A 13048-nucleotide genomic window follows, 5' to 3' on the forward strand; every position below is an offset into this window, starting at 1 on the left:
TGGCATGCGGCGCGCGACGCCGCATGCACACCGGGTGGCATGCATGCACCCGGCATTTCCGTCCCTTTGGTGTCATGTGAAGATCAAGCTCTATTTCCGGCTGTGCCGCGTGTTTTTCCATCTGTTGACCGGCCTGTCCGCGTGCGCATTCGTGTTCCCGTGGGCCAGTCACCGGCTGCGCGACCGCGTGACCCAGAGCTGGTCGCGCCGTCTGGTGCGCATCTGTGGCGTGACTGTGATACCGTCGACCGGCGTGCCGGCGCTGGCGCACGCCATGGTGGTGGCCAACCACGTCTCGTGGCTCGATATCTTCGTGATCAATGCGCTGTACCCGTGCCGCTTCGTGGCCAAGTCGGAAATCCGCGAGTGGCCGGTGCTTGGCTGGCTGGCGGATAAGGCCGGCACGGTATTCCTCGCGCGTGGCAACCGGCGCGACCTGCGCCAGATTTTCAAGGGCCTGGTGCTCAAGCTGGAGCAGGGCGAGCGCGTCGCCTTCTTCCCCGAAGGGACCACGGCGCAGCAGGGCAGCCTGATGCCCTTCCATGCCAATCTGTTCGAAGCGGCGGTGGACGCCAAGGTGATGGTGCAGCCGTATGCGGTGTGCTATGTGGACGAGGCGCACAGGCTGCACCCATCGATCGAATTTATCGGCGATATGACCTTCGCCCAGAGCCTGGTGGCGATTTTGTCCGGCCCGCCGGTATTCGCGCGCCTTGTGTGTTCGACGCCGATCGACGCCGCCGGCGCGCACCGGCGCGACGTGTGCGCCGCCGCGCATGCTGCGGTGGGCGCGGCGCTGTCCCAGGAAATCGTCGGTCGCTAGGTTTTCTGCTTGCCGGGCTGCTTGTACTCGGGGCAGTCGACCTGCAGCAGGCTGCGGTCGTTCAGGCACAGCGCCGTCAGTTTGCCGCCCCACACGCAGCCGCTATCGAGGCCGATGACGTCCGGGCGCAGCAGCAGGCCGAGGGCCGACCAGTGGCCGAACACCACCGCGGTGCCGGCAATGCGGCGGCCAGGCACGTCGAACCACGGCAGCAAGCCTGACCCCGGCGGCGCGCCCGCGCTTTCCTTTTCCTTGAAATCCATGGTGCCGTCCGGCGCGCACAGGCGCATGCGCGTGAGCGCGTTGACGATGCAGCGCAGGCGCGCCAGGCCGGTGAGCGAATCGTCCCAGCGCGCCGGCTCGTTGCCGTACATGTCGCGCAAAAAATCGATCCAGCCGGGCCCGCGCAGCACCGCTTCGACTTCCGCCGCCAGCGCCATGGTCTGCGCCGCATCCCACTGGGGCGCCACGCCGGCATGCACCAGCAGGTGGCCGTCGGCCATCATCGCCAGCGGTCGATGACGCAGCCAGTCGATCAAGTCATCGCGCTCGGGCGCGGCCAGGATGGCGCTAAGCGTATCGGACTTCGACATCTTTTGCGCGCCCACGGCGACGGCCAGCAGGTGCAGGTCGTGGTTGCCGAGCAGGGCGTCGCTCTTGCCGCCGCTGGCGCGCGCGAGCGCCGCCACCTGGCGCAAGGCGTCGAGCGAGCCCGGGCCGCGGTTGATCAGGTCACCCACGAACAGCACGCGCGCCTGTCCCGCCGCATCTTCCTCGATCCGTTTGAGCAGGACGGCGGCTTCGTGGGCGCACCCTTGCAGGTCGCCAATTACGTAAGTTCTTAACAATTCAATTCCAGTACTGGCGGGTTTCACATAAAATCGTGGTTTCAAATTTCCGACCTCCGCGGATACTAAATGATTTTTGTAACCGGTGGTGCCGGTTTTATCGGATCCAATTTCATCCTCGACTGGCTCGCGCTCGGCGACGAGCCGGTATTGAATCTCGATAAACTGACGTATGCAGGCAATCTGAATAATCTCGCGCGGCTCAAGGACGACCCGCGCCACCTGTTCGTGCGGGGCGACATCGGCAACCGCGCGCTGGTGACGCAGCTGCTCGAGCGCCACCGTCCGCGCGCGCTGGTCCATTTCGCCGCCGAGAGCCATGTGGACCGCTCGATCGACGCTCCGGGCGACTTCATCGCCACCAATATCAATGGCACCTTCGCGCTGCTCGAGGCGGCGCGCGCGTACTGGCAGGACCTGGCCAGCGCGCAGAAAAGCGCGTTTCGCTTCCTGCACGTGTCGACCGATGAAGTGTATGGCACCCTGGGACCGGACGATCCGGCGTTTACCGAACATACTGCCTATGCGCCAAACAGCCCGTATGCGGCTTCCAAGGCGGCGTCGGACCATCTGGTGCGGGCCTGCCATCACACCTACGGCTTGCCGACCCTGACCAGCAATTGCTCGAACAACTATGGTCCCTACCAGTTCCCCGAAAAGCTGATTCCCCTGATGATTGCCAATGCGCTGGCCGGAAAGCCGCTGCCCGTGTACGGCGACGGGCAGCAGGTGCGCGACTGGCTGTATGTGGGCGACCATTGTGCGGCGCTGCGCCGCATTCTGGCGTGCGGGCGGCCGGGCGAGGTGTATAACGTCGGCGGCTGCAATGAAATGAAAAATATCGATGTGATACACACCCTGTGCGATCTGCTCGACGCCGCGCTGCCGCGCGCGGCCAGTTATCGCAGCCAGATCGCGCAGGTGGCGGACCGTCCGGGCCACGACCGGCGTTATGCCGTCGATGCCGGCAAGCTGCAGCGCGAATTGGGCTGGGCCCCGGCCGAGACGTTCGGCAGCGGTATTGCCAATACGGTGCGCTGGTACCTGGAGCACCGCGCATGGGCGGCCGATATCGCTTCGGGCGCTTATCGGAATGGGCTTGCGGATGCGGGAGCGGGGGCATGACGGCGGCGCTGGCGCGCAAGGGCATTATCCTGGCGGGCGGCTCGGGATCGCGCCTGTATCCGGTCACCACCAGCGTCTCCAAGCAATTGCTGCCGGTGTACGACAAGCCGATGATTTATTATCCGCTCACGACCCTGATGCTGGCCGGGATGCGCGATATCCTGATCATTTCGACCCCGCAGGATACGCCGCGTTTCCAGGCGTTGCTGGGCGACGGCAGCGCCTGGGGCATTAACCTGCGCTACGCGGTGCAGCCGTCGCCCGATGGCCTGGCGCAAGCGTTCATTATCGGGCGCGATTTTGTCGGGGCGCAGCCTTCGGCGTTGATTTTGGGCGACAACATTTATTACGGTCATGGACTTGATCATAAATTGAGCATGGCCAATACCGGCGCCGATGGCGCCACGGTATTTGCGTATCACGTGCACGATCCGGAGCGTTACGGGGTGGTGGAATTCGACCGGGACCAGAATGCGCTGTCGATCGAGGAAAAGCCGCGGCTGCCGAAATCGCATTACGCGGTGACCGGTCTGTATTTTTACGACAAGCAGGTGTGCGACATCGCCGCATCGATCCGGCCTTCCGCACGCGGCGAACTGGAGATTACCGATGTTAACCGTGCCTATCTGGCCGCCGGGCAATTGCGGGTGGAAGTGATGGGACGTGGACTGGCCTGGCTCGATACCGGCACCCATGAATCGCTATTGGACGCCTCGCAATTTATTGCCACCATCGAGAAGCGCCAGGGTTTGAAAGTCGCGGTCCCCGAGGAAATTGCTTACCGCAAGGGTTTTATCAGCGCCGCCGACCTGGAAGCGCTGGCCCAGCCGATAAAAGATAATGCTTACGGGCAGTATTTGCTGCAAGTCTTAAATGATAGGATTTTCTGATGAAAGTCACGCCCACCGCCATTCCCGAAGTGCTGATCCTGGAGCCGCGCGTGTTCGGCGACGACCGGGGATTTTTCTTCGAGAGTTTTAACGAACGCAAATTCGAGCAGCTGACCGGTGTCGCCGCCCATTTTGTCCAGGATAACCATTCCAAATCGGCCAGGAATGTGTTGCGCGGCCTGCATTATCAGATCAGCCAGCCGCAAGGCAAACTGGTGCGCGTGAGCGCGGGCGCCGTCTATGACGTGGTGGTCGATTTGCGTCAATCGTCGGCCTTTTTCGGGCGCTGGATCGGGCTCGATCTGTCGGCCGAAAACCAGCGTCAGCTGTGGGTGCCGCCCGGCTTCGCGCACGGCTTCATGGTCACCAGCGAGAGCGCCGAAGTGCAGTACAAAACCACCGATTACTGGGCGCCCGAGCTGGAACGGGTAATCCTCTGGAACGATCCGGATATCGGAATCGAGTGGCCCCTGCGCGGGCTGCCCATGTTATCGGGCAAGGATAGCAAGGGTGCGCTGCTGGCGCAGTCCGACGTGTTTCCATGAGGATTTTACTCACCGGCGCAAGCGGGCAGGTCGGGCATGAACTGGCGCGCAGCCTGCTGCCGCTGGGCGAACTGGTCACGCCCGGGCGCAGCGAGTGCGACCTGGCCGATCTGGACCAGCTGCGCGCGCTGCTGCGCGCCGTGCGGCCAGGGCTGATCGTCAACGCGGCCGCCTACACGGCCGTGGACCGTGCCGAAGGCGAGGGCGCGCTGGCGATGCGCATCAATGCCGATGCGCCGGCCCTGATGGCGCAGGAAGCCCGCGCGCTGGGCGCCGCGCTGCTGCATTATTCCACCGATTATGTGTTCGACGGCGGCAGCGGCCGCGCTTACGCCGAAACCGATACGCCGGCGCCGCTGAATGTTTATGGGCAGAGCAAGCTTGCCGGCGAGCAGGCGATTGCCGCCGCCGGGATTCCGCACCTGATTTTGCGCACCAGCTGGCTGTATGGCATGCGTGGAAATAATTTTCTGCTGACCATGCTGCGCCTGGCACGTGAACGCGCGCAGTTGCGCATCGTCGCCGACCAGCATGGCGCACCCACCTGGAGCCGCACGGTGGCCGCGTCCAGCGCCCGTTTGCTGGGCCTGGCGCTGGCGGGCGGCGCGCCGTGGTGGGAGCGGCACGGCGGCCTGTACCACCTCAGCAGCCAGGGCCAGACCAGCTGGGCCGGCTTTGCCGACGCAATTTTTGCCGGTACCGGGTCCAGCTGCCAGGTGATCCCGATTACCGCCGCCGAGTACGGCGCCAGCGCGCGCCGGCCCGCCAATTCCCTCTTGGATTCCGCCAAATTGATGGCGCTGTGCGGTCCATTGCCGGACTGGCGCGCAGCCCTGGCCGATTGCCTGGCGACAGCGGCCGCAAGCGGCGCTCTCGCGCAGGATTGAGCAAAAGCGCCGCAACAGGCGCCGATGGCGCTCTTTTTTGCATAAAACCTGCGCATCGTCGGGCGCAGGCCCCCATTGTGGCGTAATTAAGGGGCAGGTAATCCGGTACAATCACGGATTACCTTCACACCAGATCATGGCGACGGCAACACTCACCGCATGCGTTGGTCCGCCGGGTAGGGCACGAGCCTGCCCGCGTTTTTGCATATATAAATAATAATGTTTTCATTTCTCGTGAGTTTTGTCGCTTCCGCCTTGCTGACCCTGCTTGTGATCAAGCAGGCCAGGCTGCATGGCCCCGCGCTCGATGCCGATTTCTTCGGCGTCCAAAAAGTCCACTCGCATACCGTGGCGCGCATTGGCGGGCTGCCGATTTTCATGGCGGTCGTCATCAGCGCGCTTATTTCCATCTGGCGCGTGCCGGCCATGGCCGGCTGGCTGATGTCGCTGATGATGTGCGCCGGCGTTGCATTTGTCGGCGGCATCGTCGAAGACTATACCGGCAATGTCAGCGCCCTGCGCCGCCTGGTGTTGACCATGGCGGCCGCCTTGCTCGGTTATTTCTTGCTCGACGCCAAACTCGACCGTATTGACTTTCCCTTCAGCTCGTGGCGCATCATGTATATCTGGGTGGCGGTACCGCTGACCGTGCTGGCGGTGGCCGGGATCGCCAATGCGATTAATATCATCGACGGTTTTAATGGTCTGGCCAGCGTGGTAACCATTTGTATGCTCATCTCGCTTGGTTATGTGGCATGGCAGGTCGGCGATGTGTTCGTACTGGTGGCGGCGCTGATGGTGGCCGGTGCCACGGCCGGCTTCCTGATCTGGAATTACCCGGTCGGCCTGATATTCCTGGGCGACGGCGGCGCGTATTTTATCGGCTTCATGCTGGGCGAACTGGCGCTGCTGCTGGTAATGCGCAACCCCGAAGTATCGACCTGGTACGCGGCGTTGCTGTTGATATATCCGGCCTTTGAAACGATTTTCTCCGCCTATCGCCGCATGTTCTTGCGCGGCAAATCACCCGCGATGCCCGATGGAATTCACCTGCACAGCCTGATTTTCCGGCGCATCGTGCAATGGGCGGTCGGACGCAAAGAAGCGCGCGCCCTGATGCGCCGCAATTCGTTAACATCGCCGTACCTCTGGATGTTTTCCCTGATGGCGGTAATCCCGGCCACGGTGTTCTGGAAAGACACGGGGGTATTGATTTTTTTCTGTTTATTGTTCGTCGTCAGTTATGTGTGGCTGTATGCGCGTATTGTTCGATTTAAGTCACCCCGCTGGCTCATACTTCGCAAGAAGGACTAGCATTAATACACGGATGTAGTATATTGCGACAATTGGTGAGATTTCACTTAATTTGTTTCAACCCACTTTGAAGGAACGATGATGGATCTGTCAAATATGTCCGTTGGTGACCTGCGCAACCTGCAGGATCAAATCAAGCAAGAAATGAAGAAGCGCGAGCACCAGGAAGTCGCCAAGGCGCGCGAGCAGATTCTGGCAATTGCACAGAGCGTTGGTGTGCCACTAAAGGACCTGATTGGTACCGGCATCCGCGCCAAGACCGGCAGCGTGGCCGTGCGTTATCGTCATCCGGACAATGCAGCCCAACAATGGACCGGCCGCGGCCGCCAGCCGAAATGGGTAAAGGAATGGATCGACGGCGGCAAATCGATCGACAAACTGCGCGTCTAGTCGTTTTCCATGTAGCGGCAGGATCGGCGGGCCGGCAATTCCCAACAGCCCCGCTTGCCGCTACAATATCAACCACGTTCTTTTAACCGCTTTCCCCCTCATTCATCCCGACGCCCTGTTTGCAAGCCCGGTACCGCCTGTTCCTGCATGGCGCACGCCAGCATCCTGCCGCGCCGCGACTTTCCTAAGGTTTCTATCCCATGCTTCCACTTTCCAAGACGATCTTCAAAGCCTACGACATTCGCGGGGTCATCGGCAGCACGCTCGACGCCGGCATCGCGCGCCAGATCGGCCAGGCGTTCGGCACGGCCGCGCTGGCCAAGGGCGAACGCACCGTCGTGATCGGCCGCGACGGACGCCTATCCGGTCCGGAGCTGACGGCAGCGCTGGCAGAAGGCTTGCAGGCGTCCGGCGTCGATGTGATCGACCTGGGCGTGGTGGCCACGCCGATGGTTTATTTCGGCACCAACGTGCTGGGCGCGGCCTCGGGCATCATGGTCACGGGCAGCCACAATCCGCCCAACTACAACGGCTTCAAGATGGTGCTGGCCGGTGAAGCGATTCACGGCGAGACCATCCAGGCGCTGTATCACAGCATTGCCGCCCATGACGGAACCTCGGCCCTCAAGCCCGGCGCCTACAGCACCCACGACATCCGCGCCGCTTACCTGGAACGCATCATCGGCGACGTCAAGCTGGCGCGCCCGATGAAAATCGCGGTCGACTGCGGCAACGGCGTGGCCGGCGCCTTTGCCGGCGACCTGTATCGCGGCATGGGCTGCGAAGTGATCGAACTGTTCTGCGAAGTGGACGGCACCTTCCCGAACCACCATCCCGATCCGGCCCACCCGGAAAACCTGCAAGACCTGATCCGCTGCCTGCAGGAGACCGACGCCGAAATCGGCATCGCTTTCGACGGCGACGGCGACCGCCTGGGCGTGGTCACCAAGGATGGCCAGATCATCTATCCGGACCGCCAGATGATGCTGTTCGCGGCCGATGTCCTGTCGCGCAATCCGGGCGCCGAGATCCTGTACGACGTCAAGTGCACGCGCCATCTGGCGCCGTGGATTTCCAAGCATGGCGGCCGTCCCCTGATGTGGAAGACCGGCCACTCGCTGGTCAAGGCCAAGCTGCGCGAAACCGGCGCCCCGCTGGGCGGCGAAATGAGCGGCCATATCTTCTTCAAGGACCGCTGGTACGGTTTTGACGACGGCCTGTATTCCGGCGCGCGCCTGCTCGAACTGCTCACGAAAGAGAGCGATCCGTCGGCCATGATGAACGCGCTGCCGCAGTCCGACAGCACGCCCGAACTGCACCTGCACCTGGCCGAAGGCGAGAACGTGGCCCTGATCGAGCGCCTGCGCAATGAAGCCACGTTCCCCGGCTCCGAGCGCATCATCGACATCGACGGCCTGCGCGTCGAGTATCTGGACGGTTTTGGCCTGGCGCGTTCGTCCAACACCACCCCGGTGGTGGTGATGCGCTTTGAAGCGGAAACGCCGGAAGCGCTGCGCCGCATCCAGAGCGAATTTAGGCGCGTGATCGTGGCCGTACGGCCCGACGCCGAACTGCCGTTCTGAGCGCGAGCCACGCTTGGCGCGCCTGAACATCCTGCTGGTGCGCGTGTCGTCCCTGGGCGACGTGCTGCACAACCTGCCGATGGTGGCCGACATCCTGCGCCGCCATCCCGATGCCAATATCGACTGGGTGGTGGAGGAGGGCTATGTCAGCCTGGTGCGCCTGAACCCGCACGTGCGCCGCATCATTCCGTTCGCCTTGCGGCGCTGGCGCAAGAGCCTCGGCAAGAAGGAGACGCGCATGGAAATTCGCGGCTTCTTCAAGGCCGTGCGCGAAGAGCAGTACGACTACGTGTTCGACACCCAGGGCTTGCTCAAGACCGGCATCATCATGGGGGCGGCGCGCGTGAAAAAGGGCGGACACAAGGTCGGCCTGGCCAACGGCAGCGAAGGCTCGGGCTACGAAGGCATCTCGCGCATCTTCCACACGCAAAGCATTCCCACCGATCCGCGCACGCACGCGGTGGCGCGCGGACGCCTGGTGGCCGCCGCGGCGCTCGGCTACGCGGTCGATACCCAGCCCGACTTCGGCCTGCCGGGACCCGACCACGCCAACCGGCCGGCATGGATGCCGGCCGGGGACTACGCGGTGTTCTTTCACGGTACCGCGCGCGACGCCAAGAAATGGGCGCCCGAGAACTGGATCGCCACCGGCCGCGCGCTCGCCCCCATGCCGGTGCTGCTGGCCTGGGGCTCGCCCGTCGAGAAGGCCGAAGCCGACACGCTGGCGGCCAGCCTGCCGAATGCCACCGTACTGCCCAAGCTGTCGATGGATGAAGCGGTCAGCCTGGCGCGCAACGCGGCGCTGGCGATCGGCGTCGACACGGGCCTGACCCACATCGCCGCCGCCTTCATGCGCCCCGTGATCGAGCTCTATTGCGACTCGCCCAAGTGGAAGACTGAAGGCAACTGGTCGCCGCACATCATCAACCTGGGCGAGAAGGGCGCACCGCCCGCCGTGGCCGAGGTGCTGGCCGCCGTCAAGCAGCTGCGGAGCGCGGCCTGATGCGCACCTTCTACAGCGTCATGTGGTACCTGGCCTTGCCGCTGGTGCTGGGGCGCCTGTGGTGGCGCGGCTTCAAGGAGCCGGGCTACCGCCAGCACTGGCGCGAGCGGCTCGGCTTCTACGGCGGCCGCGTGGCCGGCTGGCATACGATCTGGGTGCATGCGGTGTCGGTCGGCGAAACGCGCGCCGCCGAACCGCTGATCGACGCCCTGGTCCAGGCTTATCCCGACAGCCGCATCCTGCTGACCCACATGACCCCCACCGGGCGCGCCACCGGCCGCGCGCTGTTTTCCAAGCATGGCGAGCGCCTGATCCAGGCCTATCTGCCGTACGACACCGTGGGCATGGTGAACCGTTTCATCCGCCAGTTCACGCCGCGCATCTGCATCCTGATGGAGACCGAAGTGTGGCCGAACCTGATCGCCACCTGTGGCGAGCGCATTCCGGTCGCGCTGGTCAACGCGCGCCTGTCGGAACGCTCGCTGCGGCGCGGCCAGCGCTTCGGCAAGCTGATGACCGATGCCGGCCGTGGCATTGCGCTGGTGGCCGCCCAGACCGAGGCCGACGCGGCGCGCCTGCGCTCGTTCGGCGCGCCGAACGTGGAAGTCACCGGCAGCATCAAGTTCGATGTGGTGGTGCCCGATGCGGCGCTGGAGACGGGCGCCTGGCTGCGCGCGCGGATCGGCGAGCGCCCGGTGCTGCTGTGCGCCAGCACGCGCGACGGCGAGGAAGCGCTGATCCTCGACGCCTTCGAGAAGATGGCGCCGGCGGCCGGCCCTGCGCCGCTGCTGGTGATCGTGCCGCGCCACCCGCAGCGTTTCGACGACGTGGCGGCGCTGGTCAGGGAGCGCGGCTTTTCGCTGCGGCGCCGCTCCGCCATCGCGCAGGAGGGTGTCGCACAGCTCATTGATACTCAGTTAATCGATACCCAGGTGCTGTTGGGCGATTCGATGGGCGAGATGTTCGCCTACTACGCCGCATGCGACGTCGCCTTCGTGGGCGGCAGCCTGCTGCCGCTGGGCGGGCAAAACCTGATCGAGCCATGCGCCCTCGGCAAACCGGTGCTGGTCGGGCCGCACACCTTCAATTTTGCACTGGCTACCGAAGACGCCATCGCCGACGGCGGCGCCATCCGCGTGCCGGACGCCTCCGCGCTGCTCAGCGAAGCGGCGTGCCTGCTGGCCGACCCCTCCGCGCGCGCCGCCATGGGGCAGCACGCCGCCGCATATGCACAACGCCACCGCGGCGCGACGGCGCGCACAGTTGGTTTATTGCGACGATTGATTTATTAGGCTTTGGTACCATGTGACCACAACAAAATAAAACTGGGGAAACGCATGTGGTTCATTCATCCAAAGCCGGTGGGCAGCCGCAAACCCGTCGCCGTGCTGGTTCAACGCGAACGGCTCGATTCAGCGAGCCGCGTCACCATTGACGCGCCGCTGATGCCGCTGCCGGTTCTCGGACCGGGCCTGGTGCCGGCGGCCGCACCTGAAACGGTGCAGTTTTCGGTGCGTTACTCGCTGCCGGAATACGTCAGCTTCATGTGGCAGCATGCCGGATATATCATTCGCCGCCGCCGCATTGGTACTCTTGCTACGTACTGGATGCAAACCAAGAGTACGTCGTCCGCGGCGCTGCATTTCGTCACGCAGGGGCGTTCCCGCAATACCTACGAATTCACGATCGACACGCACGGCATCGTGCGAGCCAGCGGCAGCGGCGTGACCCTGGTACCGTGGGGCGATGTGTGCTCGATCCGGCGCTATTCGCGCGGCTTCATGATGGTCCTCAAGCGCGGCACCCTGCCGGTGCCGTTCCGCTGCCTGAACGCCGCGCAGGGCGAGAGCATGGCCCGCTTCGGCGAGTCGGTGCGGGCCGCCACGCGGCTCTGAGAGCGCGCCGCGCCTCAGGCGGTAAACACCACCGGCATTTCCTGCGAGCGCAGCTTGAGCGCCGTCTTGGCGCCGTCGTAATCGGGATACACCGACTCCACCCTGGCCCAGAAGCGCGCGCTGTGGTTCATTTCGATCAGGTGCGCCAGCTCGTGCGCCACCACGTAGTCGACCAGCGGCAGCGCGTAATGAATCAGGCGCCAGTTCAGGCGGATATGGCCGTCGACCGTGCACGAACCCCAGCGTGTGCCGGCCGACGACAGCGTCAGCGAGGTGTGGCGCACGCCCAGCTTTTCTCCATACAGGTCGAGCCGCTCGGCGAACAGGCGCTTGGCCTCGGCCTGGAACCAGATCTTCACCCGCTCCTGCAACTGCCATTCGGCCAACCCCGCCACCACGCCCACCGTCAGCACGCGCGCATCCGCATCGAACTCGCAGCGGCTGCGCGGCGCGTCTTCGAGGCGCAGCGTGATGTTCGCGCCCAGGTAGGGCAGCTGGGCGCCGTCGGCCCACACCACGGGCGCGCGTTCCTGGCGCAGCGCGCGCCGCTCGCCCCGTTCGCGCAGCTTGGTGAGGATCCAGCGCTGCTTGGCGCGGATGGCGTTATCGATGTCGGCCAGGGTGATGCGCCTGGGCGCGGTGACGCGCAGGCCATGGTCGTCGATCATGAAACCGATCGAACGCCGGCTGGAGCGGCGCAATTCAAATTCGAGGTTGTGGGGACCGAGCTGAATGCGCCGCAACGGCGGCGCGTCGGGTGCGCGCACCGGCGTGGGGAAAACGACTTTGGGCGGGGCCGGCGGCGCCCTGAACAGCGGCTGCGGCGCGATGGACTGCTTTGCGGCCGGTTCCAGCGCCGCAAAAAAATCCTGGGCGAACAGTTCGAGCTGGTCGCCGTTGATCTTTGGAGAAGACTCGGTCTGCTGCGGCGCCGCTGCCTGGATCAGGGCGCCGACCCCACTCAGCCAGCGCTGTAGACGTGGGGCGAAATGACGCGCATTTCGGATTCTATCCAATTTTCTACCTCTTGCATCAAGCTGTCAGGGGTGTGCCCGTCCGGCGAAATCGGCTTGCCGATCGATACCGTGATCACACCGGGGCGTTTCAGAAAAGAGTTCTTGGGCCAGCATTCACCTGAATTATGCGCGATCGGCACCACCACCGCATTGGTTTCGATCGCCAGGCGCGTTCCGCCGCTTTTGTATTTACCTTTTTGTCCGACCGGAATGCGCGTCCCTTCAGGGAACATGATAATCCATTGGCCGTCGGCCAGGCGTCGTTTGCCATGCGCCACCACGTGCTTGAAGGCGTTCTTGCCCTGCTTGCGGTCGATCGGAATCATGCGCAACAGCGCCATGCCCCAGCCGAAGAAGGGGATATACAAAATCTCCTTCTTGAAAACATACACCAGGGGACGGGTCAGGTTCGGCAGCAGGAAAATCGTCTCCCACGCCGACTGGTGCTTGGAGAGCACGATGGCCGGTTCGTCGGGCAGGTTGTCGTAGCCCTTGAATTCATAGCGGATGCCGCAAATGACCTTGGCGCACCAGATCACGAACACGTTCCAGCGCGAGGTGACCCAGAAGCGTTTGTTATACGGCAGCGGCGCGGCCAGGAAGCACACGCAGGCCCACACGATGGTGGCGATTGCCATGACCACGGTAAACAGCAGGGAACGCAGGAACAGAATGGTATGAAGCAAAGAAGTCTCCGGGGATGCGTGAGTCGGTGAGGGAGTCGGATAC

General features: G+C 63.9%; 14 protein-coding genes. 11 read left to right on the top strand and 3 right to left on the bottom strand.

Features of this window, described 5'->3' with window-relative positions:
- Positions 1-76: 76 nt before the first annotated feature.
- Complete coding sequence (locus RBA40_RS05960) at positions 77-823, top strand: lysophospholipid acyltransferase family protein (RefSeq protein WP_306646727.1); 747 nt, start codon at positions 77-79, stop codon at positions 821-823.
- Here the strand turns inward: RBA40_RS05960 and RBA40_RS05965 are convergent.
- The gene (locus tag RBA40_RS05965; protein WP_306646729.1) at positions 820-1671 is read right to left on the bottom strand and encodes a symmetrical bis(5'-nucleosyl)-tetraphosphatase; all 852 of its coding nucleotides are present in this window, start codon (positions 1669-1671) and stop codon (positions 820-822) included. The two genes, RBA40_RS05960 and RBA40_RS05965, sit on opposite strands and share 4 nt — an antisense overlap.
- Before the next feature lie 69 nt (positions 1672-1740).
- On the opposite strand from RBA40_RS05965, the gene rfbB reads away from it, so the two are divergent.
- From rfbB to RBA40_RS06015, 10 genes are all read left to right on the top strand, one after another.
- Complete coding sequence (rfbB, locus tag RBA40_RS05970) at positions 1741-2796, top strand: dTDP-glucose 4,6-dehydratase (RefSeq protein ID WP_306646731.1); 1056 nt, start codon at positions 1741-1743, stop codon at positions 2794-2796.
- Positions 2797-2804: 8 nt separating this feature from the next.
- Entirely contained in the window at positions 2805-3686 is an 882-nt protein-coding gene (gene rfbA / locus RBA40_RS05975) for a glucose-1-phosphate thymidylyltransferase RfbA (protein ID WP_306646801.1), read from the top strand.
- Positions 3686-4231 carry a dTDP-4-dehydrorhamnose 3,5-epimerase gene (gene rfbC, locus RBA40_RS05980; RefSeq protein ID WP_306646733.1) on the top strand — a complete coding sequence of 182 codons (546 nt, stop codon included), beginning with the start codon at positions 3686-3688 and terminating at the stop codon, positions 4229-4231. Before rfbA ends, rfbC begins: the two co-directional genes overlap by 1 nt.
- On the top strand, positions 4228-5118 hold the full coding sequence (gene rfbD / locus RBA40_RS05985; protein ID WP_306646734.1) for a dTDP-4-dehydrorhamnose reductase: 891 nt from the start codon (positions 4228-4230) through the stop codon (positions 5116-5118). The genes rfbC and rfbD overlap by 4 nt, the downstream gene beginning before the upstream one ends.
- 219 nt (positions 5119-5337) lie before the next feature.
- The gene (locus RBA40_RS05990) at positions 5338-6432 is read left to right on the top strand and encodes a glycosyltransferase family 4 protein (protein WP_306621447.1); all 1095 of its coding nucleotides are present in this window, start codon (positions 5338-5340) and stop codon (positions 6430-6432) included.
- Between the two features lie 81 nt (positions 6433-6513).
- Entirely contained in the window at positions 6514-6822 is a 309-nt protein-coding gene (locus tag RBA40_RS05995) for an H-NS histone family protein (protein WP_099875222.1), read from the top strand.
- A gap of 200 nt (positions 6823-7022) precedes the next feature.
- Complete coding sequence (locus tag RBA40_RS06000; protein ID WP_306646736.1) at positions 7023-8405, top strand: phosphomannomutase/phosphoglucomutase; 1383 nt, start codon at positions 7023-7025, stop codon at positions 8403-8405.
- Between the two features lie 22 nt (positions 8406-8427).
- Positions 8428-9408 carry a lipopolysaccharide heptosyltransferase I gene (waaC, locus tag RBA40_RS06005; protein ID WP_306646803.1) on the top strand — a complete coding sequence of 327 codons (981 nt, stop codon included), beginning with the start codon at positions 8428-8430 and terminating at the stop codon, positions 9406-9408.
- Entirely contained in the window at positions 9408-10700 is a 1293-nt protein-coding gene (gene waaA, locus RBA40_RS06010; protein ID WP_306646738.1) for a lipid IV(A) 3-deoxy-D-manno-octulosonic acid transferase, read from the top strand. The genes waaC and waaA overlap by 1 nt, the downstream gene beginning before the upstream one ends.
- A gap of 45 nt (positions 10701-10745) precedes the next feature.
- Positions 10746-11303 (top strand): YcxB family protein, encoded by a 558-nt coding sequence (locus RBA40_RS06015; RefSeq protein WP_306646740.1) that lies wholly within the window; start codon positions 10746-10748, stop codon positions 11301-11303.
- Positions 11304-11317: 14 nt separating this feature from the next.
- Here RBA40_RS06015 and RBA40_RS06020 read toward each other — a convergent pair whose 3' ends face one another.
- Positions 11318-12250, bottom strand: a complete 933-nt coding sequence (locus RBA40_RS06020; protein WP_306646805.1) for a M48 family metallopeptidase — start codon at positions 12248-12250, stop codon at positions 11318-11320.
- Between the two features lie 14 nt (positions 12251-12264).
- Complete coding sequence (locus RBA40_RS06025) at positions 12265-12957, bottom strand: lysophospholipid acyltransferase family protein (protein ID WP_374710459.1); 693 nt, start codon at positions 12955-12957, stop codon at positions 12265-12267.
- Between the last annotated feature and the right edge of the window lie 91 nt (positions 12958-13048).

The organism is Massilia pseudoviolaceinigra, assembly GCF_030846505.1.
Taxonomy (GTDB): Bacteria; Pseudomonadota; Gammaproteobacteria; order Burkholderiales; family Burkholderiaceae_D; genus Telluria_A; species Telluria_A violaceinigra.